The organism is Melioribacteraceae bacterium (assembly GCA_019638015.1).
In the GTDB taxonomy this organism is placed as follows: Bacteria; Bacteroidota; Ignavibacteria; order Ignavibacteriales; family Melioribacteraceae; genus JAHBUP01.
The window spans coordinates 404,242-430,006 of the sequence record JAHBUP010000001.1 but is presented as its reverse complement, the minus strand read 5'-3'; the positions used below and the strand labels follow the sequence as shown (position 1 = coordinate 430,006).

19 protein-coding genes and 1 pseudogene are annotated in these 25,765 nt (G+C 33.9%); 2 read left to right on the top strand and 18 right to left on the bottom strand.

What is annotated here, in order from left to right; translation table 11 throughout:
- Positions 1-15 precede the first annotated feature (15 nt).
- From KF816_01890 to KF816_01860, 7 genes and pseudogenes are all read right to left on the bottom strand, one after another.
- A complete protein-coding gene (locus KF816_01890) occupies positions 16-1,473 on the bottom strand; it encodes a sigma-54-dependent Fis family transcriptional regulator (protein MBX3006756.1) in 1,458 nt (485 codons plus the stop codon).
- Between the two features lie 11 nt (positions 1,474-1,484).
- A complete protein-coding gene (locus KF816_01885; protein MBX3006755.1) occupies positions 1,485-2,966 on the bottom strand; it encodes an ATP-binding protein in 1,482 nt (493 codons plus the stop codon).
- Positions 2,967-2,968: 2 nt separating this feature from the next.
- Positions 2,969-4,300 (bottom strand): extracellular solute-binding protein, encoded by a 1,332-nt coding sequence (locus tag KF816_01880; GenBank protein MBX3006754.1) that lies wholly within the window; start codon positions 4,298-4,300, stop codon positions 2,969-2,971.
- A 4-nt stretch (positions 4,301-4,304) separates the two neighbouring features.
- Positions 4,305-6,161 carry a peptidyl-prolyl cis-trans isomerase gene (locus KF816_01875; GenBank protein ID MBX3006753.1) on the bottom strand — a complete coding sequence of 619 codons (1,857 nt, stop codon included), beginning with the start codon at positions 6,159-6,161 and terminating at the stop codon, positions 4,305-4,307.
- A 138-nt stretch (positions 6,162-6,299) separates the two neighbouring features.
- Complete coding sequence (locus KF816_01870; protein ID MBX3006752.1) at positions 6,300-6,662, bottom strand: T9SS type A sorting domain-containing protein; 363 nt, start codon at positions 6,660-6,662, stop codon at positions 6,300-6,302.
- A pseudogene (locus tag KF816_01865) lies at positions 6,645-7,598 on the bottom strand (glycoside hydrolase family 5 protein). The gene KF816_01870 and the pseudogene KF816_01865 overlap by 18 nt, the downstream one beginning before the upstream one ends.
- A gap of 140 nt (positions 7,599-7,738) precedes the next feature.
- Positions 7,739-11,038: a hypothetical protein gene (locus KF816_01860; protein MBX3006751.1), complete on the bottom strand. Its 3,300-nt coding sequence runs from the start codon at positions 11,036-11,038 to the stop codon at positions 7,739-7,741.
- A gap of 232 nt (positions 11,039-11,270) precedes the next feature.
- Here KF816_01860 and KF816_01855 point away from each other — a divergent pair, with 232 nt between their 5' ends.
- A complete protein-coding gene (locus KF816_01855) occupies positions 11,271-12,212 on the top strand; it encodes a carbohydrate kinase family protein (GenBank protein MBX3006750.1) in 942 nt (313 codons plus the stop codon).
- A 14-nt stretch (positions 12,213-12,226) separates the two neighbouring features.
- Here KF816_01855 and KF816_01850 read toward each other — a convergent pair whose 3' ends face one another.
- Positions 12,227-12,565, bottom strand: coding sequence for a P-II family nitrogen regulator (locus KF816_01850; protein MBX3006749.1), 339 nt, complete (start codon positions 12,563-12,565; stop codon positions 12,227-12,229).
- Between the two features lie 53 nt (positions 12,566-12,618).
- Entirely contained in the window at positions 12,619-13,866 is a 1,248-nt protein-coding gene (gene amt, locus KF816_01845; GenBank protein MBX3006748.1) for an ammonium transporter, read from the bottom strand.
- A gap of 310 nt (positions 13,867-14,176) precedes the next feature.
- Between amt and KF816_01840 the strand changes: the two genes are divergently transcribed.
- Entirely contained in the window at positions 14,177-14,887 is a 711-nt protein-coding gene (locus KF816_01840) for a YebC/PmpR family DNA-binding transcriptional regulator (GenBank protein ID MBX3006747.1), read from the top strand.
- Between the two features lie 39 nt (positions 14,888-14,926).
- On the opposite strand, the gene KF816_01835 is transcribed toward KF816_01840, so the two are convergent.
- The 9 genes from KF816_01835 to KF816_01795 all read right to left on the bottom strand — a co-directional run bounded on the left by KF816_01835 (position 14,927) and on the right by KF816_01795 (position 25,734).
- A complete protein-coding gene (locus KF816_01835) occupies positions 14,927-15,304 on the bottom strand; it encodes a response regulator (GenBank protein ID MBX3006746.1) in 378 nt (125 codons plus the stop codon).
- 90 nt (positions 15,305-15,394) lie between these two features.
- A complete protein-coding gene (locus tag KF816_01830; GenBank protein MBX3006745.1) occupies positions 15,395-15,649 on the bottom strand; it encodes a flagellar biosynthesis anti-sigma factor FlgM in 255 nt (84 codons plus the stop codon).
- A gap of 1 nt (position 15,650) precedes the next feature.
- The gene (locus KF816_01825) at positions 15,651-16,094 is read right to left on the bottom strand and encodes a hypothetical protein (GenBank protein ID MBX3006744.1); all 444 of its coding nucleotides are present in this window, start codon (positions 16,092-16,094) and stop codon (positions 15,651-15,653) included.
- Complete coding sequence (fliD, locus tag KF816_01820; protein MBX3006743.1) at positions 16,094-17,860, bottom strand: flagellar filament capping protein FliD; 1,767 nt, start codon at positions 17,858-17,860, stop codon at positions 16,094-16,096. The genes KF816_01825 and fliD overlap by 1 nt, the downstream gene beginning before the upstream one ends.
- A gap of 6 nt (positions 17,861-17,866) precedes the next feature.
- Positions 17,867-18,199 (bottom strand): flagellar protein FliS, encoded by a 333-nt coding sequence (locus tag KF816_01815; protein ID MBX3006742.1) that lies wholly within the window; start codon positions 18,197-18,199, stop codon positions 17,867-17,869.
- 76 nt (positions 18,200-18,275) lie between these two features.
- Entirely contained in the window at positions 18,276-19,094 is an 819-nt protein-coding gene (locus KF816_01810; protein MBX3006741.1) for a flagellin, read from the bottom strand.
- 317 nt (positions 19,095-19,411) lie between these two features.
- Positions 19,412-20,941, bottom strand: coding sequence for a glycosyltransferase (locus KF816_01805; GenBank protein MBX3006740.1), 1,530 nt, complete (start codon positions 20,939-20,941; stop codon positions 19,412-19,414).
- Positions 20,942-20,956: 15 nt separating this feature from the next.
- The gene (locus KF816_01800; GenBank protein MBX3006739.1) at positions 20,957-22,486 is read right to left on the bottom strand and encodes a glycosyltransferase; all 1,530 of its coding nucleotides are present in this window, start codon (positions 22,484-22,486) and stop codon (positions 20,957-20,959) included.
- On the bottom strand, positions 22,483-25,734 hold the full coding sequence (locus tag KF816_01795; protein ID MBX3006738.1) for a glycosyltransferase: 3,252 nt from the start codon (positions 25,732-25,734) through the stop codon (positions 22,483-22,485). The genes KF816_01800 and KF816_01795 overlap by 4 nt, the downstream gene beginning before the upstream one ends.
- Positions 25,735-25,765 lie beyond the last annotated feature (31 nt).

Sequence of the window (25,765 nt, the reverse complement as noted above, 5' to 3'; positions counted from 1 at the left end):
ATTTTGATAAGTGTACTATCTTAATCCAAGTTCTTTGCACATTCTTGAATAATTCGGAGGAGCTAATCCAAGTTTTTTTGCCGCTTCTGCATCCGACTCCGAGCGTTGGCGAACAAATCTAAAATACTTTTCACGAAAACTTCTTTCCATGTTTTTTAATGATTGAATTCCATCTTGATTATTAAAACTAACGCCATCTGCAGTATTAATATTTGGATCATTAATCTTTCTACCAAGCGCGGTTTCAATAATTCTGAAATCGATTACTTTTTCATCGAAGAAGAGCAATCGCTGAACAAGATTTTTTAATTCACGAATATTTCCGGGCCATTCATAATTTGATAAATAACTAAGAGCTTCTTCAGTTATTACTGGCGGTTCTTTACCCATATCAATTGCATATTGATTCATAAAATGATCAATTAAATAAAATATATCTTCTTTTCTATTGCATAAAAGAGGTACATGTATCGGAACAACATTCAACCTATAATATAGATCTTCGCGAAATCGTTTTTCTTTTACCTCGGTTTCAAGACTTCTATTTGTAGCGGAAATTATGCGAACATTTACTTTTATTTTTTCGGTTCTGCCTAATTTTTCAACTTCACCTTCCTGAAGAACTCGGAGCAATTTAACTTGAGCTGTGATTGGCAATTCAGAAATTTCATCCAGAAATACGGTGCCATTATTAGCTTGTTCAAATAAACCGGGCTTACTTTTATCGGCTCCAGTAAACGCGCCTTTTTCATAACCGAATAATTCACTTTCTATTAATTGATCAGGAATACCGCCGCAGTTGATTGCTACAAAATTCTCATATTTTCTTTTGCCGGTGTAATGTAAATTATAAGCGATTAATTCCTTTCCCGTTCCGCTCGAGCCGGTAATTAATATAGGTGCTTGACTGTTCGCATACTTTTCTATTTGAGCCCGCAAACTTTTTACAGCTTCAGAATTTCCAATTATAGTTTTACTTGACAATATCTCTTCTATATTCCGGTCCAGTTTCTGATTTGATCTTTGCTTATCCTTCATCAATTTTTTCCGTTCATAGGCGTTAATTATCGACATGATAAAATCGGTCGGCTGATAAATATAATCTTCAATATCTCCAGGATATTTAGTACAGTACCAAAATGCCCCGGCTTCAATAAGATTCTGTGCAAATGCATAATCAGCGATGTTAACTGTCATTTTAGTTATTACAATTATCTGCAGTGTTTGATCAATATCCTTTATTTTTTTAATTAACTGTTCTCCCCTCAAACCGCCCGCTAATTGATAATCCATTATTATTACATGGTATGCGTTTTTATTTAATGTCAGCAGTTCAAGTGCAGATTTGCCGTCGGAAACTACATCTATAATTTTAATTCTATTGCTAAATGGTTTAATAGTATTTTCAACCCGGCGCATATCAAAATCTTCATCTTCTATCAGTAATATTTTAATTACTTCGCTCTGATTCATTCTTACTCCTGTTAATGAGGAATTGTAAAAGTAAAACTGCAACCCCCGCCCACTTTATTCTCGACATCAATTGACCAGCCGCATCTCTGTTTTGCTATTTCGTAAGCAATATAACAGCCATAGCCGCTTGAAGGCGTTCCCGGCTTTGTTGTTACATTTTCAAGAAACAATTTTTTAATACCATGCTCATCTTCCTGTAAGAGCTCATCACTGATCCCCACCCCATTATCTTCAATTATAAGTTTCGTGTTTTTTTCGGTTTCCGAGAAAAGTGTTGATATTATAATTTTGATATTCTTATCGCCGCCATGGTCAATACTGTTTTGAATTATTGGTTCAAGAATTTCCCAAATAACAAATTCATTAATTTTAAGTATAGGTACAGCCGGATCAAGCACCAGCTGAATATCGAACGAATCTGATTTGCGAGCAGTTCTATTAAAAATATTTTCAACTAAAAATCTAATTACCTCATTTAGATCAGTATTAAAGGCTTGATTCCTGACTGTCTGAATTGGTGGATCATACCATTTCATATCATAAATAACTCTGGAAATAAAATTAGAATAGCGGGTAACGCGATATTTAATTTCTTCCGTATTTTCCTTAGTTAGACTTCTTAAATCATCTTTAATAAATCCCATTACCTTTTCGGCTTTATGATTTGTATGATAAATTCTTTTGGTAAAAAGTGCTTCTTTGGCATGATCAATCTGTTCTTTAATATGAGTTTCATGTTCCTTTAAAAGAAGCTGCTGGGTTTCATCTCTTTCTTTAACTGTATATGTGGAAATATAGTACATCGATAACAAACCAAGGAGAAATAACGCGGAGTAGATTAATGAGGTTTCTTCATAATTGGTAATGATTTCTTTTTGGATAAAAGAAACATCCGCTGTATTCCTCATATAAAATGCGCCCATAAATTCGCCATGTGGAACAAACGGCACAAAAATATGATAGGTCTGCTTATCGCTAAGAATATTAATTATTTGTTCATTCTGCTCAAGTTCATTTTTTATTGAATTATAAAGTTTAAGCGCATTTTTATGCCTCGCCGAACCATTAGTTTGTTCAATTTTTTTTGAATAGATAAATGAATATAAAACTCTTCCGTCATCAATTGCGTAAGTATTATCCCCATCAGAAATTAATAAACATATTTCTTCAACATTTTGCTGCAAAATTTGCTGATTAAGAATTATATCAAAAAATTGTGTTATTCTGCGTTTATCGGTTTCACTATTGGTCATGCTTAATCTTTTTGTTTCGAGCATCAATTCTATTGTTGTTGTGCTAAGGTTAGCCAAACGTTCAGCTGAATTTTTTTGAAACCATTCTTGTGTGTTGTCGGCAAAGTGCCTCAGTGATGCTTTATGCACAAAGGAGAGTACAAGCTGCAGAATAATTAATCCTATAAAAAGTACAGTTAAATGCTTGAATTCAAAGTGATACTTTTTAAAATTTTCGAAAAATGAATTTTTGTTTTGCATAATTATTTAATAAAAAATTGGCCCGAATTTATAACTCTCTCGGCGGTTGCCAACGCTTCTTTAACAGTAATTTCCTTTTTTATTGCTTGATTGAGATAATGCGCGATAACGTCGGAGCATCTTGTATACTTTTCTGAGAATGGCCGGTTAACTCCCGTTTCAATTATTTTTTTATAATGGTTAATCTCGGGGTTTCTGCTGATGAATTTATCATTATCAAAAAGACTGTTTATTACGGGTAGATAGCCCCCCTTTTCAAACATTTCAATTTGTGATTCTTCACTTATCAAAAATTTAATAAACTCGGCAGCTTCATTTTTTTTGGTAGATTGTTTTGAAAGCATCAAATTCCAGCCACCAATTACACTTGCAGGTTTACTTCCTTTTAAGTGAGGCATTGGCGCAAAATTATATTCAGCACGAACATCCTCATCTTTGATATTGTTCTTATACCATACATGAAGCCCGGTCCAACCTCGCAAAAAATATCCACCATCATTTATAAATTGAAAATAACTTTCCGATTCACGATATGAAAGAACAGATGGTGGTGTAATTTTATACTTGTTTACCAAATCAACAAGAAGTTGAAGTGATTTTACAGCTTTTTCAGTTTGCAGATTAACTGAATCGGCATCAAAGAGATTTCCATTCTGGCTGTGAAGCAATTCAATAAAACTGCACATCAGTCCTTCATAATCGTCCGCGGGGAAAATATATACTGGCTTATTGGATTTCTTCATTTCTGTCGAAAGTTCTATAAACCGTTCCCAGGTAATAAAATTATTAATTTCTGACTTCAACGCGAGGGCATTTGGAAGTTTATTAATTTGTTCATTATTATAGTATAGAAGTGAAATATCAAAGTAGAGAGGAATGGCAACTAATTTATTCTGGAAATAACAGGTCTGTAAAACTCTCTCATTTAACTCATTTTTTTCCTTTGGAGTTAAGTATTTATCAAGGGGCTCAGTCCATTTCGCAAACCGGGGAACCCAAATATGATCAACGGAGAAAATATCAATTCTATCACTTTTACTTCTTAGATATCTAATTAATAATTCCTTTCGTTCATTTGTACTGAATTTTTCGAAAGGTAAATCAATTGGCACAACTTCAATTTTATCTTTATGCAATTGATTAAACTTATTGATGAGGTACCTATGGGTTGGTGAGATATTATCGGCAAAATAGATTTTTCGTACTGTGGGGGTATAATCAAATATTCCAAACCCATAAAAAAACATAATTAACAAAACACTAGCCACAAGTACAGTTGTTGCCGCTAATGAGAAATAGAAAGTTCTTGAACCGCCAAATATTTTTTTGATCATAAAATTATAATGTTAGTGATTTCAGCAGTTCCTTGTATTTAATAAACCATTCGGTAAAATCGGGAGTATAAGGTACTGCAATATTTTGACCTCCAAAACCAAAACGACGATAAACAATCATATTAATTTCACTTACTTTTAATTCATTCAAGGCTTTATCATTTATTTTAATATTCTCTTTAACCGCTAGTTCGGCTGTTTTATCAGCCAATATATTATACATTTTTTCGGTTCGAAGTATATTTTTAATTGCTTCTTTTGCCTCATCAAAGCTCTCAACAAATTCTTTTTTTCCCTCTTTCCGTTCCAGCAGTTTAATAATGGAAAACCCTTCTTTCAAATTTATTGGTCCGTAAACTTCCCCCTTTTTCAATTTCGATGCGGCTTTCCAAATCTCTCCATCCTTGTTTACACTAGTAAATTCGTATTCATTATCATTGTCTTTAATTTCATCTCTTAGCGAATATTGTTTTGCCAGTAACTTAAAATCTTCCCCTTTATCAAGTCTTTCAAATATTTCTTGAACTATCTCCAATTCATTAGTTAAAATTTCCGCAATTCTAATTTCATCGGGATAGTTTATGCTCTTGTTATTTTTTGAGAAAAATTCATAAGCCTCATCGTTGGTAACCTCTACATCCTTAAATATTTTTTTCATTGAAAGAGAACCGAGGAAATGGGATCTCCAGATTGAAAGCTCATTTTGAATTTCTGGCAATTTATCATATCCCCTTATTTCAGCTTCTCTGGCAAGCAACTCATTTTGAATGAAAGTAGAGATATAATTATTTAACCGAAACTTGATACTTTGCTGATCCACACGCCTAAAATCAAAACCATTAATTTTCATAAACTCAAGAAACTCATCTAAAGTTATAGGTTTCGATGTGAATTTTATAAAACTAGCAGAAAGATCTTTGGCAGCAATATTTTTTTTTATTACTTCTACATCAGGAGATAGCAGTGTGTATTTTTCATTTTTAAGTATAAAATATTTCTGGTTTTCAATAATATATTCAAATATTTTTTTTTGAAGGAGATCAAACAATCCGCGGTCTGTATTTACAACTATACCTTTAAAGAATTTTTTATAGAAATCCTCGTAAGCTTTATTTTCAAATCTTTCCTTTAAAACCCGTTCAACTTTTTCGAAATCGCCGCTTTCCAGTATTTTCTTTTGATCTAATGAATAAACTTTTAGGATATACCAGCCCTCTTCAAGTTTCACAGGTCTTGTAAATTGCCCCGGTTTCAATAAAAATAATGAGTCTTCAACATTTTCATTTAAAACTCCAAACGTAATCTCTGCGGGTTTTAGTTGTTCTTTGTTTTCGGACCGCATGGTTAATATTGAATCAAAGGAATTACCCAGAGTGAGCGAATTATGAATAGCTCTAATTTCCTTCTCATCTTCAGAAAATATAAACTTTGAATAAAAAGTCTTTCCAATCTTTCTTCTTCCTTTCGCATATTCAGCGTCGGGAATCTTTGTTTTTTCTTTAACCTCAATACTATATAGCGCATCCCGCAAAAACATTTTTTTCAAATAGTTATAGTTACTTATGAATTCTTCACTCTTATCATAACCCTCAGTTATTGCCACACCTTCTAATAGTTTTTCGGCTATAATTGTTTTAAGGAAGTCCTGTTTAATAGTATTTATAAATAAATCCTTATTTTGACGTGGATGCGGAGAGAATTCAAATCGCTTTTTAAACTCATCGGCAGTGATTCGAAAATTATCACCAGAAGCTAGAATATTACTTTTTTCCTGAGCGATTAGTGAAGTATTAAAAAATAAAAGGGAAAGAAATAAAGAATAAACAATTTTAGATACGTTTTGAATTGTATTAAATCGCACTGAACTCTCATAATAGTTATAATTTCAAAAATTCAGTGCAAGTATATCTAATACAATTCTAAAACGAAAGTGAGTAATCAATCGCAAAGTTGGATTAATTACAATACTCAAGCGTAATCTTGATTCTCAAGTAAACCTTTATTTGAGCAATACCATAATCTTCGTTTGCACTAATGATGTAAATTGAAGCTTATATAGATATACTCCACTAGTAAGATTGCTTGCGTTAAACTGAACCTCATAAACTCCGGGTGCTTTATATTCATTTACAAGTAGGGATATCTCCTGGCCTAATAAATCATATATTCTTAGAGATGTCATAACTTGTCCCGATTTATCGGGATATGACGTCTCTACTGTACCTGGAATAGAATATCTTATTGTTGTTACCGGATTAAAAGGATTGGGGTAGTTTTGATATAATTCAAATTGATTTGGCAACTGTTCTTTAGCAACATCTACCGTAATCGTATTCCCTTTAATTATTTTATCTCGAATCATCAAACCCGATTTAGTTAATGATGAGAGAGGCCAACCCCCTTTTCCGCTTGCACCCGGTTTTAATGAAGCAGAGGTTTCATTCTTATCTGTTATAGACCAATTGCACCAACTAATTTTATTATCTTCCAGAAATTTAAGCCACGTTTCTGTTTCAAGTGAATCTAAATAACCGGTTCCGGTAGCTTCGCTAGTTCCAAATTCAGTTACAAATAATGCGGCTCCTCTTGCCATTGCCGTTTTAGCTCGATCCCTCAGCCATTGTTTATGTGTTGAAGAATAAAAATGCAATGAATAAGCAATATTATTTTGTTTTATTGGATCGTTTGCGGCTAGATCTACATACTGAGACCAATTTGGTGTGCCTACTATTATAAGGTTGTCCGGATCAATTTCACGAATATATTTTACTACAGAATCGGCGTATGGTTTTACAACTGCCGGCCATGAAACTTGTTCGGGCTCATTGTAAATTTCATAAATTATATTTGGATAAGTTCCATACTCGCTCGCAATCTCCTGAAAAAATGTTATAGCCGGTAGCAAATGTTTGTGGGCGTTGTGGTCATGCCAGTCAACAATTACATAAATTCCAAGCGCGATACACGCGTCAATCACTTTTTTAATTTTTGCTTTTTCAGCCGCGGGATTCGTCAAATATCCACCGCTTTCAACAGCCATTGCCGCCCGAACTACTGTGCATTTCCAATCGTCACGTAGCCATTTAACGCAATCCTCATTGTAATATTGAGGCATCCATTGACTCCAGAAAAGGCTCATTCCTCTCAATACAACCGGTTTGCCTTTTTGATCTACAATTAAGTTCCCCGCTGTTTTGATCAATCCATGTTTTTCAACCACAGATTGCTCATTTTGAGCAGTTATGAATGTAGAGATTAGTAAAATTATTATTATACTTTTTATTGAAGTTTTAAATATCACTTATCCTATTCCTTATAAAGATTAATCTACTATTCAATTATATAATTACTTTCGCAAATATACTTCTTACTGCTTACGGTTATTATTTTTTACACCATGTATGTCGTTATTTAGTCTTGAAGATTTTTATATCAACATTAATTCTGCTTTAAATCAGAAAAAGAAATTTTGAATTCTGTACCGGTCTTACCCGATATTTTAACTTTACCATTTAATTGATCAACCATAGAGGCAACTATTTTCAAACCTAATGAATCAGTTTCTGCAATATCAATATCCTCCGAAATTCCAATTCCATCGTCTCTTACAATTAATAAATAGCTATCATCATCTTTTTTCTCCATTATAATTTCAATCAGATAGCCATTCTCACGTTTATTATTTTCAATCCAGTTTTCAGGGTAAGCATATTTATGAGTATTTGTCATTAGCTCATTCACAATTAAACCGCATGATATTGCAGTATCTAAGCTTAGAAAAATATTTTCGATTTTTATAGAAGTATTAATAAAAAGAGTTTTTTGGCTGAATGATCGGTTAAAATAATCAACTAAACTTTTTACATATTCCCCAAAATCTATATATGCGAAATTATCTGATTGATATAATTTTTCATGAATGAGAGCCATTGATTTAATTCTATTCTGACTGTCATTAAACAAATTAATCGTGTCTTCATCCTTAACTGTAATAGATTGTAGATATAACAAACTTGAAATTACTTGAAGATTGTTCTTAACTCTATGGTGAATCTCTTTTAAGAGTACTTCTTTTTCCTTTAATGATGCTTGTACTTTTTCTTCGGCTTTTTTTCTTTCAATTATTTCCTGGTTCAGTTCATGAATATTTTTATCCAAATCCTTTGTCCTCTCGGCAACACGGTTTTCAAGTATCCGATTTTGATTTGTTACTTGTCTGGTCCTCCATTTAATAAATAAAAAAACCGCGCCAGCTAAAGCCGAAAGTAAAAGAATTCTGAAAAACCATGTTTGATAAAAAGCGGGAATTATAATCAACCTTAAACTAGCTTCCTGAGAATTTTTAATACCGTCTGTATTCTGCGCACGCACATGAAAAACATATTCTCCAGGGGAGAGATTTGTAAAAGTAACATTATTTCTAGCTCCAATATTATTCCAGTCCTCATCAAAGCCGTCAAGTTTATACATATATTGATTTTTTTTAACATTAAAGAAATCCAACAATGCATATTCAATAGTAATTACATCATTCCCATAAGGAATCTTAATTTCGTTAGATTCAATAATTGATTGAGGCAGTAATGAATTGTGCGTGTCTGAAATTTCAACTGACTGATTATAAATTTTTAGATCAGTGAATACAACAGGAGCTGTCAGGTAACTGTCCTTTATACTATCCGGATGAAAATAGAGCAGACCATTCTTGCCGCCAAAATATAGATATCCATTTGAGGATTCAGCAGTTACATTTAAAGTAAATTCTAATTCTTCAAGTCCATTTCGTTTGGAATAGTTGGTAAATGTTTCGGTCTTCCTATTCAGTTTGGATAGTCCTTTATCTGTCGAAATCCAGATAAAGCCCTTTTTATCTTCCTTAATTCCATTAATTAAATTGCCTGAAAGACCATTCCCGGTATTATAGGTAAACATTTTACCTGTTTTTCTATCTAATCTATTCAATCCATCGCCTGTTCCAAACCACATCATTCCATCTTTCGATTCAAGCACGTTAAAAACTCTATTCTCACTCAGTGAACCTGCTTTTGAATTCTTTTTAACATAATTAGTAAATTTTTCAGTTTTAGGATTAAATTGACTTACTCCACCACCATCGGTGCCAAGCCATAGCATTCCGTCTGAATCTTCATATATGCACCAAATTATATCATGAAGTAAATCATAATCCGAATATTTATTTGAAAGATATCTTTTAAATTTTTCTGTTTTTTTATCAAACTTATTTAATCCCCACCAGGTACCAAACCAGAGTGTCCCGTTTCTATCTTCACAAATTGAAATTACTCCATCATTGCTCAATGAGAAATCGTCAGAAATATCATATTTGTAAAGTTTAAACTCACCGGTGCGAGGATCATATTTATTGAGACCACTATGATTTGTGCCAATCCAGATAAATCCCTCACTATCGCAAAACACACTTTTCGTGTTGTTATCACTAAGACTGTTTTTATTCCCGGGTATATTTTTAATATTACGAATTGTATGCGTGCGGGGATTTAATTGATCAACTCCCTCAAATGAACCAAGCCATATTAAGCCGGTATTGTCAATATACATTGAACTTAATCTGTTGCTGGAAATTCGGCGATTAATATCGATATGATTATCAGTATAATACTCAAATTGATTATTTGATTGATAATACTTACTAACTCCACCGGAAGAACCAATCCACAAAATTCCCGAGCGGTCCTCTTTTATACAAAATATTTCATTACTGATTAGACTTAGTGGTTTATCGGGATTATTTAAGAATTGCTCGAAAGAATTGTTCTTTTTGTTATATCTATTTAATCCATTGCGAGTACCAATCCATAAATCATTAAAGGAGTCTTCATATATTACTGTAATACTCGAATTTGAAATTCCGGTTTTACTTTTATACTCAACTGGATACTCTATAAATTTGTTGCTCTTATAGTCAAACTTTTTTAAGCCTTTCTTGTTTGTGCCTATCCACAAGTTGTTAGATTTATCGTGATATAACGAAGTAACTTTTCTATAATCAAAATTTTTTGAATCGTAAGGTTCATCAAAATATTGTTCAATAAATTCCCCTTTTTTGTTCATCTTTACCAAACCGTTCCAGGTACCAAGCCACAAGTTTCCAAAATGATCATCTTGTATACACATCACTGAGTTAAGTGAATCGGGATTGAGTTTTCGATTAACTCTTTTAATCACTGTGAAATTATCACTCACCGGATTATATTTATTCAAACCGTCAAGTGTCCCAATCCAGAGCGTTCCCTCTTTATCCTCAAATAGTGAAAGTATATTATCATGGCTAAGGCTTTTTCCATTTCTTTTATTGTGACGATAATGAGTAAAAGTCTCACTCTTTTTGTCATATTTATTTAGTCCATCAAGCGTTCCAATCCAAATATTCCCATTTTTATCTTCCAGCATCGAAACAATTGAATGATTAGAAATACTCTTAGGATTAGAATTTTCTGGCAGAAATACTTTAAATGAATACCCGTCAAATCGGTTTAACCCACTGAAAGTACCGAACCATAGAAACCCGCGGTTATCTTGAATGATTTGGGTAACCGAACTTAACGACAATCCATCATCTGAAGTTATGTGTGAAAAAGTAGCTTCTTTGGATTGTGCCTTTAGAGTAGTACCTATAAAATGAATAAGCACAAGAACTATTAATAACTGTGCCTTAATAGTTTTATGAAAAAGTGGTCTCTTATTTATTGTAGTCATCTCTAATTTTTATTGTTGTTTTATGTTAGATTAGCAATTGTTTATAAGAAATAAATTATCTTTTTTTTTTACAATTTACGCCAATAATAACTGTCAATCCAAAATAAGTCTAATTACTTTTTTATTTACAATTAAATAAAAATTATTCTGCAAATAATTGATTATTATCGACAATAATAGCAAATAATTTATCATGTTAATTATCTTTAAATGTAAAAAGTGAGAGAATTAGATGGTTGAAAAAAGTTGGGATATTTTAGGTATTGGAGTAGCCGCAGCCGATTTTCTATCTATTGTTGATACACTACCGCAGGAAGGAGAGGTTGTCAAATCAATTGCTTCTGCCATGGATTGTGGCGGGCCGGTTGCTACCGCTCTGGCTTGCGCTTCTAAACTTGGCGCAACAACCAGTTTTATTGATAATGTTGGAAATGATTGGACGGGAAACCTAATTTTAGAAAAATTGACTACTCGCGGAGTCGATTCATCACTTATAAATATATCCATTAGCTCCTCCTCCGCTAAATCTTCAATTTGGGTAAGTAAATCTAAAAAGGGTGAGCGTACCATAGTTTTTACTCCTGGATCGGCAACAGAATTAGATGATTACCCCGATATCAATAAAATTGTTGAGTGTTCAAAAATTGTTCACATAAATGGGCGACATCTAAATTTGTGTAAAAAAGTATGTGCACTTGCAAAAAATAAAAACACACTAATTTCTTTTGACGGCGGCTCTTTTCGCTACCGGGAAGAATTAGATGAAATTATTTCATTGGCAGATATAATTATTGTTACCAAAGATTTTGCACTTAAGTACTCAAAGGAATTGGATATAAATTTAGCCGCAAAAATTTTGTTGAATGACCAGGCTAAAGTTGTAGTAATTACCGATGGCACCAATGGTAGTTGGCTATTTACTAGCGAGATCAAAGGGTATCATCAACCCGCATTTATTTTGGAAGAAACAATTGATACTACCGGATGCGGCGATAGTTTTCATGGCGCTTTTTTATTCGGAATAAATATGGGTTATAAATTAGAGTACAATATGAAATTTGCTAGTGCCGTAGCGGCAATAAATTCTAAAACGCTCGGGGGACAAACTGGACTGCCAGACTTAAATAGTGTAATTACTTTTATTGAAGATAACGAGGGGCAGTCAAACAAATGACCGCCCTATTATAATTATATTGCGCTTTCACCTGATTCACCAGTTCTGATTCTGATTGCATCATTCATATCAAGAATAAATATTTTTCCATCCCCTACCTGGCCAGTTTGAGCAGTCTTGATTATAAGCTGCACTGCGCTCTCAGCTTTTTCGTCACTACAGATAAGCTCAATTTTTATTTTAGGTACAAAATTAATGTTGTATTCTGTACCCCTATAAATTTCTTTATGTCCTTTTTGTCTTCCATACCCTCTAACTTCCGAGACAGTTAAACCGGCAAATCCATTCTCTTGAAGGATGTTCTGAACCTCATCCAGCTTATGCGGTCTAATAATTGCTTCTATCTTTTTCATTAAAAATCCTTATTGTTTGTTAATAACTAAAATAACAAATAGACTGATTTATATTATACTTTTTCAAAATTTGGATAAGCTTCCATTCCATGCTCACCAATATCGAGGCCTTCAATTTCTTCAGCTTCGCTAACACGTAAGCCAATAGTTTTCTTTAGTATAAACCAAAGAAGAGTAGTAAAAATTGTTGTAAATACACCAACACTAATTACTCCAACAAACTGTATCCATAATTGTTTCAATCCAGCTAAATCTCCCCAAATTCCTACTGCCAATGTTCCAAAAATTCCACAAACCAGATGAACAGAAAGTGCGCCCACCGGATCATCCAGTTTTAATTTATCAAATAATGTTACCGAAAAAACAACAATTACTCCTGCTATTAACCCAACAAGAATTGAATCCATAGGACTCATTTTATCGGCACCGGCAGTAATACCTACAAGGCCTGCCAAAATACCATTTAGCAACATTGTGATATCTGGCTTTTTAAAGTAAAACCAGGAAGTTAGCATTGCCCCTACTGCTCCGGCAGATGCAGCTATACTTGTGGTAACTAATACAAGAGAAACAGAAGCAGGATCGGCGCTTAGCACAGACCCGCCATTGAATCCAAACCAACCGAGCCAGAGGAGGAATACACCAATAGTAGCTAACGGCATACTATGACCGGGAATCGGATTAATTTTTTTTCCGACATATTTTCCAATACGAGGTCCCAAGAATATAATTCCGGTTAAAGCTCCCCACCCTCCAACAGAATGCACTAATGTTGAGCCAGCAAAATCATAAAATCCCATTTCATTCAAAAAACCGCCGCCCCATTTCCACATCCCGGTTATAGGGTAGCTAATACTCACAAATAGAAGAGAAAATATTAAAAAACTTGATAGCTTTATTCTTTCGGCAACTGCACCCGAAACTATTGTAGCTGCAGTAGCGGCAAACATCCCTTGATATAGAAAATCTGTCCAATATGTGTAGCCTGGATTATAATCTTTTGTTAAACCGGCAGAGTCTGTCCCAATTCCAAAACCAGCAAATCCAAATAACTTCCCGGCATATTCGGCACCTGGATACATTAAATTAAATCCCACAAATGCGAATGTGAGTATCCCAATACCGGGTATAATTGAATTTTTAAAGAGAATGTTAACAGTATTTTTTGATTGGGTTAATCCGGTTTCGAGAGTAGCAAACCCTAGATGCATAATAAAAACCAACGAGGTCGCAATCATCATCCAAAGGTTATTGATCGTAAACAGATTATCCGCAACAGCATTTGTTAATTCTTGTTCCATAGTTCCTCTCTTTTAATTTATTTAGTGATATAATCTTATCAAATATTTACTTTACCTTAATATTGTAACCGTAATTGTAATATTTACTTAATTATTTAGGTTTCTGATCGCAAAGATAATAAATAATAAGCCCGTGTCAAGTTTTTGCCTTGTTATTTTTAATTTATTACAAAAAAAAGTGGTCCAATATTGAATTTCGGGGTGAAAATCAATTGCAAAGGGAAGTTGAAGCACATGTAAAAAATGTTGTTAAAAGAGAAATTGTTATGTCGTAAATTCTTAATTTCGTAACAAAAAAAAGAGAGAACTGATGGGACGTATATTTGAAACAAGAAAACATAAAATGTTTGCCCGTTTTGCACGGATGTCGAAAGCGTTTAATAGAGTTAGAAAAGATATAGAAATTGCTGTTAAAGCCGGGGGCCCCGATCCAAAATCAAATTCCAAACTTAGAATTGCGGTGCAAAATGCAAAATCGGTAAATATGCCCAAGGATCGAGTTGATGCCGCTATTAAAAGAGCTTCCTCTAAAGATACATCAGGATACCAAGAACTTGCATACGAAGGTTATGGACCTCATGGAGTTGCTGTTGTAGTTGAAACCGCTACAGATAATCCAACCAGAACAGTGGCAAATGTACGTCATCTATTTAGAAAATATAATGGTTCACTGGGCAATTCCGGTTCTATCTCGTTTATGTTTGAAAGAAAAGGATTATTTAAAATTGATAAAAGCAAAGTTGCCGATGTGGAGTCTTTCGAACTTGAGATGATTGATTTTGGGTTAGATGATCTTTCGTACGATGATGAATTTATCTATATATATACACCTTTCACCGATTTTGGATCGATGCAAAAAGCTCTTGAAGAAAGAGAGTTCGAAATTAATGCCGTTGAAATTCAGTATATCCCTACAAATTACAAAGAGCTTTCTGAAGAGGAACAAAAGGAAGTTAATGAATTGATAGAAGCACTCGAAGAAGATGATGACGTACAATCGGTTCATCATAATATGCAGTAAGTTTCGCTGATTTGAAAGCTGATGTTTCGTCGAACTTATTTAAACCGTAACAAATAATTCTTCAATATTTGCTTTTAGTGTTTTTAAATCAACAGGTTTGTTCAAAAATTTGGTTGCTCCACTTTCAAATGCGTTCCTGCGGTCGGCAGTTGTATTATGAGCGGTCATTACAATTATGGGGGTGTGTTTGTGCCTTTTATCGGCTCTAAGCTCCTTGGTCAAATCCAATCCTGTTTTTACATCCTTAAGAAACACATCCATCAATATGGCATCAAAAACATTTGCTTCGATGTTTTTATAGAATGAGACTACATTTTTGCTTACATGCACTTCGTAACTTTTTGAGAGGTAGTATCGAAGGAACTCCTGGGCAAGTTCATCGTCTTCCACAATAAGAATTTTCTTTTTCGTATCCATACTTTAAAGAATTTTTACAGCTGAGCAGACAAAATCAGAATCTGCAGAATTTACATTTAATTGAACTAGATGCTCCCCCAAAATATAATACTATTTAATCTCTTTCAAAATTTTATCAGCAACTTTTGAGAGAACTTCTGCAGATGAATAGAATTTGGAATCAATTCTATTTCTGATTTGCTCTAAGCGTTCGGGACTTATTTCAGTTGTTTTAGCCATGTTTCGTGCTTCTTCTGATATTTCTATTTTGTCTTTTGCAGCCTGAACTTCATTGCTCTCAACAGTGGTTTTAGATTTTGATTGAGGCCCATACAAATTCTGGTTTGAAATACCTTTAATTTCCAAGTTAGTACCTTAAATAATTTGTAATTTTTTGTTGATTGCCTACAACAGAAAGCTCCTTCTTGAGCTTTTTTGTTTCCAGCATATATATCTTAACAATATTATCGTACTTTTCCTCAATTAGTTTAGCGGTACTAAATAATTGTGGACTTATTTTTATTAAAAATTCAAGACCTAACTCATTTATTAATTCTTCTCTCAAAATCGCAGCTTCTTTCATATTTGTAAGTAAAACTGGAAATAATACATCGAAACTGTCAAAATTTAGAGTATCCATCTTTAAAGAAACACTTTCTAACAAATTACATGTCCGCTCAATCTTTGCAATGAGCTCCCTTTTTCTTGTATCATCTAACTTTTTAGTTGAATTATCCTTTTTAGATTCCTCACCAGAAAAGTCATCTTGCTGTTTATTCTTTATATCACTATGGCTCATTTTCATTATCATTAATTGATCGACTTCATGAAGAATATTTGCTGATTTGAAACGAGCGCATTCATTTGGGACATAGATTTCATATATCGAAGTCTTAAATTTGACGCGCTCAACTCCACTCTATCTTTTACTGCGGTAATCCTATCATCTAAATATTCCGATTCGATTCCAAAACTTGTTTTTCTTTTGTAAAGAAATCCCGACGAGTTTACATAAGGAAGGATTTTTTCATGTAGTTTAGTTGCGATTCCATTAGTTGAGTTAAAGAGCGCCTCCACTTGATCTGGCTTTTCTTTAATCAACTTTTCCAATTTACTTGCATCACCAACACTAAGACCTTCCGAAACATTAAAACTTAATCCGAGTTTTGAAAGAGAATTAACTTCATCAGCATTTATACCAGCAACTGAACTAGTTGCCATCGAAGAAAATAAGTATTTAAAATTTTCTGCTGTTGAATCTCCAATTAATAATCCTCTGCCTTCCTTAGTAGATCTAGTTTTTTCCTTTAAATAAACATAAATGTCGTTAAACTTTTTAATGAAGTCCTGAATTTTCTCTGTAACTTTAGCAGAATCGGCACTTATATCAAGATTTACAGTTGTATCGGTTGGCTGCATCAACGATTTTAAGTTTATAGTAGCGCCCGGTACCAAATCTGAAATCTGGTTTGAATTTCTTTCTACTTTTATTCCATTAAATTCTATCTTAGCATTAAGTTGATCTGTAGCATAAACAAATCCGGGAGTATCACTTCCACTCTCATTTTGTACAAAGGAGGTGCGGCTGCCTCCCAGATTTAATCCTACAGAATTCAATAAATCACCAACCGAATCACTCAATGATAGGAGCCTAAAACCATGCCCCGATTTCTTTGCGGCAATAGAAAGTTGCGATAATGTGGAGTCGGGAGCAAATTTGGCAGCATTCAGTAATCCTGACGAACCTATTAAATTATTAGCAGATACTCCAAGTTCTGCAAGCAATCCGCTTGTATCCCCATCTATAGTCAAATATTTTGAAGAATCTGTAACAGTAAATTTTATACTATAATTACCGCCGCCACCATCAACTTTTTCAGCTTGTATTCCATTTAATTTATTTACTTCAGTAACAATACTATCCATTACAGTTGAGTAATCACCTGCCGCGTAATTTATCGTGGTTACAGTTCCATTCAAGTTAAGATTAAATGAGCCGGTGCTAGCCGTGCTTCCTGAAACAGAATTAGAAGTAACTGTAGCTTTGCTGCTGTTTATCGCTGTCTGAATTTTATTAATGACTTTTTCATTTGATATTGTGCCGGCATCAAATTCCGATGCGTCAAAGGTAACAGATACTTTGCTGGTGAAAACGCCTCCTTTCCCATCCCCGGCGGTAAAAGTCATTTCATGAGTACCTGGGGCTGTAATAGTTGAGGATGCAGCGGAGGAGGTTAAATCTTGAGAAATTACTAAATCGCTTTTAGCTAATTGGTTTACTCTTACTGATTGAGAGCTAATTACCGCGGCACTTGTTGCGGTAATATCAACAAATTTAGAATCAGAAGTAGAAGCTTTTTTCACTAAAAACGCTGATGAAGTATCCTTCAACTGCATAGCATAGGAAATAGTTTTGAGGTCGTTTAATTTATTGGTTAATTCTGTGTAGGCGGCGTTTAAATCGTCAACTTTCGTCTTCTTCTTGGTGAGAGGATCGACCTTCTTTTTGGTTTCACTAGCTCTGTAATCATCTATAAAACTATTGATCCCTGCCGTTGTTAATAAATCATATGCCATGGTTTATTACCTCTTTGCAAGTGCTGCTTCCCAAGTTTCTTTTAATTCAGTTAAAGTTTTGTCAACAATATCAAAATTCTGTTTTCTCATCTGATCCTGGCAATAACGGTAAATTCTTAAAAACCCGATTGAGATTTCTTTAGCTTCAGGATGTTCAAAGTTTAGAGCGTTTATAAGTACTTGAAGGGCTTCATTTGTTTTTGCAATGTCATGTTTTTTACAGCTTAATATCGCGAAACTGAATATCTTCATAATCAATTGTTCTGGAGAGGCAGATAAAATCTCATTTGCTAAATATTGATTTGCTCTCTTGCTGGCCATAAATGTTGCTGTCTGCATTCTATTCACCTTAAAATTTTATATTGGAGAAAAAAAAATCTCTCCCGTTTCCGGGAGAGATTAATTTAATGCTCAATTAACGGAAGAGTTGTAATAATTGCTGAGGAGCGGCGTTCATTTGAGACATCATTGCTGTAGCAAGCTGAGAACCAACAGCGCCTTGAGAAGCTTTCATTTGATCAGAAAGAGTATCAGTATCAAATATTTGAGCAATGGCGGAATCATTATTAGCAATAGCTGTCGTTAAGAAGTCCTCTCTGGAATCGAGTAATTGAGTTTTGTTACCAATATAAGTAATGGCATCGCGTACGGCGATCTGCAGATCATTTGTGTCCGATGTTGCTGAAATATGCTCCGATGAAGTGCCAACAGCGGCTGTCATCTTAGCAAGTTTTGTAACTCCAGCACCTGTTGCGTCTGCGCCAAGTTTAACACCGATATTTACTTCAACTGCACTTCCACCGGCTCCGAAACTGTTAGCAGCACTACCTAAAAGAACATTTTCGCCGATTTTGGTATTCCGGAATATAGAATCAATTTCATCTGCAAGAGTTTTAATATCATTTTTTAGACTTGTAGCATCTTTTGTTGGGTCTAATCCGTCTTCTTGCTTTGCTTGAATTTGATTTAATTTGTCGTAAACTTGTTGAAGAGCTGCTTCAGCTGTGCTTAAGAAGTTTTTTGCTGAACCGATGTTTGCTAATTGAGATTTCATCTTCAAAGAAGCTGCTTCCAACTGTTTACCAATATTCCAGCCAGATGTGTTGTCTGAAGCTGAGTTTACTTTTTTGCCAGTTGCTAATTGTAACTGAGCTTTTTGAGTAGTAGATTGTGTTTTGGCTAGAGCATTATAAACTGCTGCTGCGCCTGCGTTTGAGTTAACTGAGAAAGCCATTTGATACCTCCATGTGTTTTGTTTTTGTTTACCGAGCATCCTTGCCCGGCTTTTGTTTTATTGAGATTATTTATCTCACACATATTATCGAAGCCCCCTTTTAAAAGTTTAGCGGTTTAGTCAAAAAAAAAATTAAAAAAATTTTAGGGACGTTTATGGTAGTTAATATGCAATTAGAATTGAAAAAAGATTGATGAGCTGAATTTTTAATTTTGGAACGAACTTTTGCAAATAAATTGCGGAGAAGTGTAAAACTAAATTATTGAGTTATTATTAAGTGAGATTAATTAGTGCTCTGTATCTCATAACTTCAAATTCTATATTGGTCTGCTATTATGAATAGCCAATTTTTCTTTTAATCTATTAACTCTATCCGCAATCTCCGGGATATTAGAATATTTTTTTTCTAGTCTCATAACGATCGAATTAATTTTATCTGCATTCCCCTTTTTCAAGTAGAAAGAAATAAGATAGAATAGAATTGCCGGATCTTCCCCTTCTCTCTCAACAATATTTTCTAGCAGTTGAATTGCCTCATCCAGTTTTCCCGATTCATCCAAAAGTCTTGATAGTATTTTTTTGATTTCAATTGAATCGGGAAATTTATTAAGCAGATTTTTAGTGATCTCAAGAACTTGATGCTTATTGGGATTTATTACAAGTAATGTTAATAATAAATTAAGCGTGTATCTGTTTGCCATTTCTATAATTATTTCTTCTTCAACTGAACTCAATATTCCACAGCCGAATAATTTCTGAACTACGGCTAGCTTTAAAGGTCCATTTTCATTTCCCTTTCTATTATAAAAGGCCGATAATTCCTTTTGATAAAATCCAATATTATTTGAATTCTGATTTTGCAGCGCAATTGTCAGTCCAAAATAAATTACTTCCTCCTGATCGAGTATCACAACTAAATTGGATTTCTCCTTTTCAGTAGAAATATTTTTATTGAGCTTATATGCAGTTAGGCATCTCTCTTCAGCCTTTATTTGATCTCCGCCGCGTAATGCTATTTTAGCGGCGAGCAGATGAGAAAAGGGCTGGCGGCTATCTAGTTTTATTGCCGATTGAATATGTTTTTCAGCATCAATTATTTTGTTGTCTGTGTGAGCAATTAAAGCTAGTGAGGCATAACTCTGTGCGCGCAATGATTTATCCAGCTCATTACTGTTGCCCGCTATTTCAAAATACTTTCTCGCATTCTCCTGATCATCAATAACATTGAATGACTGTGCCAATTGAAAAGCAATGTAGGCCGATTTATTAAACTCATATTCTTCCCTTAAAAGAGTAAGATTTCTTATTGCCTTATTCCTCTGCTCATCCTTTGAAATATCGTATCCTAGATGATGAATAAGTATATTTGAATTTAACAATTGATATTTGTTTCTTACGAGCGATGCACCGATCTGCTCATGTACTCTCCCCTCAAATTTTATTTCGGGAGAATTTAAAAACAACCTGGGATATCTCAATGAATTATCCCGGCTTTCACCTGAATCATAACTTAGCACTGTACAATAGCATCCCGCTAGTGTTTTATTTGATATTATCCTTTTCAATTCCGGGATTGAATTACTATCCAACCTTTCATCTGCGTCAATATATAAAATCCAATCACCGGTCGATTTTTGCAACGAATAATTTCTTGCCGCAGAAAAATCATTTATCCATACAAAGTCATACACCTTCGCACCAAACTCGGCCGCTATCTGCTTTGTTTTATCGGTTGAACCGGTATCAACTATTACAATTTCATCGGCAACACTTTTAATTGAAAGAATACAATCCCTTAAATATTTTTCCTCATTTTTAACAATCATCGCAACTGTTAAACTATTCATCTTTGCCTCATATAATTAAAGGGGAACTGTAGTAAATGTGAGAAGCTTTCTGCGAAGAGTTCTTACTCGTGACATTACATCTGGGAGATGCGAAAAATTCTTTTCTATTTTCTCAATAACAGGTTTTATTTTACTTTCCTGCCCTTGCTTCAAATAATATGAAATTAAGTAAAAGAAAATTGTTACATCACTTTGGTCAACTTCAATTATTCTCTCCATTACTCTAACGGCGTCATCTACTCTTCCATGTTCATCAAGTATCTTAGCGAGTAATTTTTGGGCTTCTAGACTGTTCGGAAATTGCGTGAGAATACTTTGAAGTATCATTATTAATTGTTTTTTATTAGGATAACCTCCAAGCATATAAATAAAAAAACTTAAACTGTTTTTATTTATCATTTTAATCAAAACTTGAACTTCATCATCATTGATCGGAATATTTAAAAATATTTTTTTGATTACATCGGATCTATTTTGATTATCTCTCTCATCTATACTTTTATAATGCATTATTAATTCTTTTTGATAGAACTGATAATTAGGGGTATTTCGGTTTTTTAGTGAAAGAGTTATTCCAAAGTAAAGTAGTTCTTCCTGGTAGACTGTAACAGCGAACTGAAATTCTTGACTTCGTGTCAAAAAATCTTGATTTAATATATAAGCCCTCTTGCACTTTTCTTCGGCTAAATTAAATTCATTTTTTCTTAATGATATCCTGGATGATAGAAGATGCCCAAAAGGTTGTCTCTCACACAGCTTTAATGAAAAATTTATGTTTTTTTCAGCTTCTTGTACAATTCTTTCCTGATGAGAATAGAAAGCAAGCGCAGTGTACGCATATCCCCGTAAAGTTCTATCCAGTTTGGTCGAATCGGCAACAATTTTAAAATAATGAGTAGCAAGCGTTTCATCTTTAATAGTTTCGCACGCAACAGCAATACTAAACGCAAGACTCGGAGATTTGTGCAGTTCATATTCCTCAAGCAGAATTGGGAAGTAACGATTGATTCGCTTTTTTATTTTCTCATCAGCAGCTTCATAACCAAAATGTTTAATCTGGATTCGCGATGGAATAATCGAATACCCATTCTCATGAAGTGATGTTTCAATTTGCTCATTCACCTTGCCAACAAATTTTATTGCCTCATTATTAGCCACTAATCGTGGCGTTCTCTTAATGAATTTTCTGCCTATCTTATAATCATTTTTGTAAACGTCGCAATAAAAAGCTGTTTTTTGCTTTATCTGAATATGAGAAGTAATTTCATTGCATGAGGCTGAAGTAACTTTTTCATCAGCATCAAGGAAGAGTATAAAATCACCAGAGCATTTTGAAATAGCAAAATTTCTTGCGGCAGAAAAATCATTGGTCCATTGAAATGGGTAAACGTGAGCACCATACATTTTTGCAATTCCAACTGAATTATCAGTGGAGCCGGTATCAACCACAATAATTTCTTCGCCGATTGTCTTAACCGACTCGAGACTTTCAGGAAGATACTTTTCCTCATCCTTAACTATCATGCAAACTGACAATTTTGTCATGCTGTCTCTTCTTCCAATGAATTGTGAATTGGTTCAAATCCCAGCTCTTTATTTGTTAATGCGAGTGAATCAATTGCCGTTTGATTATTGGGATCATTTTTAATTGCCCACTCGAACATGGTTTTAGCATTCTCAAATAAACCTTGTACTGCAAATACTTCTCCGAGTCCGGCACAGGCGGTTGATGAATTTGGTTGGATATTCAATTCCTCTTCAAAATATTTTTGAGCTAATTCAATATCACCATTTGCTAAAGCAAGGTTACCAGCTAGATCCAATAAATCATTCAACTCAATTTGGTTTTTTCTATTCTCCACCTCATTAAAGTTTTCCAAAGCTTTTTGTATCGATTCACATGCCAAATCTAATTCTTGATCTGCCAGTAATATTTTAGCACGTTCAAAATGCTCATCAAATTTATTTTTATTAATTGGATAATAATATTGATGAGGTTTAATCTCCTTTCGTTGAATCCACAATTCATCAGGAGTCACACCCCATTTCCCGATGAATTTTTGTTTGTTTATTTCAAGTTGGTCTGCATATTTTTTAATACCTTCTGCCTTAAAACTCTTTGAACCGTAATGATGAATAAAAACATCCTTTGCTATAACGGTCTTAAATCCGGCTAATTGAGCACGAAGACAAAAATCATCATCCTCATAATTACCTGGTGTAAAACGTTCATCGAGTCCGCCAATTTTTTCAATCACTTCTTTTTTAATCAGGGTGCATAAAAATGCTATGCGCGGGAAATTTAATATTTCCCCCTTATTCGTTTTTGTCACATTCGCCGCATACTTATGCATTTCTTCAATTGATTTGTACTTGGCATTCTCATCTTTTTGCAGCCCGCTTACTTCGTTGCTGATTGGACCGACCAATCCGATTTTCGGATCAGATTCGGCCACTTCTATCAAGCTCTCCAGCCATCTCTTAGTAACTACAATATCGTTATTCACAATGATGATATATTTTCCATTACATTCTAATAGTCCTTGGTTTATTGCCGCTGGAAAGCCGATGTTTTCTTTATTCAGAATTACTCTAATATTTTCATAATTCTTTTCAATAGATTTAAGATAGTTAACTGTTTCATCTGAACTATTATTATCGATTACTATCAACTCATAATCTAAGGTAGAGTGTTGTAGTAGCGAGGAGATAAACTCCTTGGTATATTCAAGTGCATTGTACGTAAGTGTTAGAATTGATACTTGAGTATGCTTTAGCTTACTATCATAAATATCATTAATTGAACTTAATGATCTCTCTTCTTTACTAGAGTTTAATATTTTAAATCGTTCTTCATAATCAAGAATCACCGGATCAGATGGAATAAATTTCTTTAATTCATTTAATAGGTCGTTTGCTTCATTATATCTTGAAGATTCGACTAAAAAATTAATAGTACGTTTATTAGTCTCAAATGTTTGTGCATAACTAAGAGGGTAATCATATTCAACGGAAACATCCTGTTGTTTCTTAAATTCTGTAAGTGATGTAATTTCTAGTTGCCATTTTTCATAAAATCTTTTAGCAGCATTAGTACTCAGTTTGTAACGCAACGCTTCATCAGGGGTAGATTTACCTTCAAAGTGAATAACGACTGAGTTGGGTTCGTAAAAGATTTTCTTTTCTGCTTTCATCGATTTAAAGCATAAGTCAAGATCCTCGAAATACATTGAGTAACCTTCATCAAATCCTTCTATTTCCTTGAATAATCTATTTGGTATAAACAAGCATGCACCAGTAACAGATTCAACAAATCCACCTTGATTAACAAGTGGATCATCCTCTTTCAACCCAAGAAAGCGGTGTACTGGCCAAATCGGATATTCATGATGAACATTCAACAAATACTCAACACCGCAATGTTGAATGGTTCTATCTGGGTAAAGTAATTTTGATCCAACAATTCCAACAGTATGATCTATCTTTAATCTATTAATTCCATATAAGAGCCAATTTTCTTCCGGGACAGTATCATTATTCAAAAAAACTAAAAATTCAGCTTCTGCATTAAGGGCACCAGTATTGCACGCACCGGCAAATCGTTTGTTAATCGAATTATTCACAACTTTTAGATCATGATATTCTGAACAGGCTAGTTCAAGAAACTTGGCTGTTTCATCACTCGACGCATTATTTACAACCAGCACTTCAAAATCATCAATTCCATTTTTAATTGAATAGATAGTTTCCAAACATTTTTGAGTATACTCAACTTTATTATAAACCGGAATTATTATTGAGGCTGTATAAGCAGCATGATTTTTATTTCTCGATTTTACAATAGAATAATCATTTGATTCATTTATTTTTATTTCTTTTTCTGCAGGCTTCCTGGCTATAAACCTAATTTCCTCTCCTTGTCCATTCATCTCAATTTTTTTGATTATTTCTGGAATCATTCCATGATGAGAGGGGCGGTAATGTGTCTTCAATACATTCGCAAGTTCAGCCCGATTGTAATCTCCCGAAGCAGTATATATTTTCTCAATCACAAATCCGGCATTTTCTAAATGCTTTCTGACTGTAGTTGGTGAATAATGGACATAATGATAGAATGGATCGAGCCATTCCCATGCATCACCCATAAAAAATGAACAAAGCGATTCAACATTGGGAACAATTCCACAAAACAGTCCGCCCGGAATCAACAAATCATAAATTTTCTCCATCGCCATTTTGGGTTCAGGCAAATGTTCCAAAACGTGATTCAGAGTTATTACTTTAAATGATTTTTTTTCGAGTGGAGTATCTAAAAATTGATCGCTTGTTGCATTAATGTTTAGTTTAGTTTTTGCAAAATCCGCGCCCTTCTTTGTTATTTCAATTCCACGAGGAGAGAACCCATAAGTTCGGGCGTTATCAAGGAATGCTCCCCAGCCACAACCAATATCCAGTATATTACCCTCTGCTTTAGTGTACTGAAGTATTTCTTTAATCCAGTAATCTCTCCTCAACATACTATTTTTAATTTCGTTTTGGTCTTTAGGTAGAAACATTTGTGGAGCGTCTGTATTGTAAGATTGATATAACAATTCCATGGCCTCTTGCTTCAGGCGTGTCCTTAAATATACAGTACCACAATTTGAGCACTTAACAATATCAGATGCTTTTCTATAAACATCAGCTCTAATACTTAAACAATATGGACAAGCAATTTTTTCGTAATTATTTTCTTGAGATACCACATCCGCATTTTTTACTTCAGCTGTTTTTGGAGCTTTACCTTTTTTCATACTGATATCCATTTTGATGTTTTATAAACAA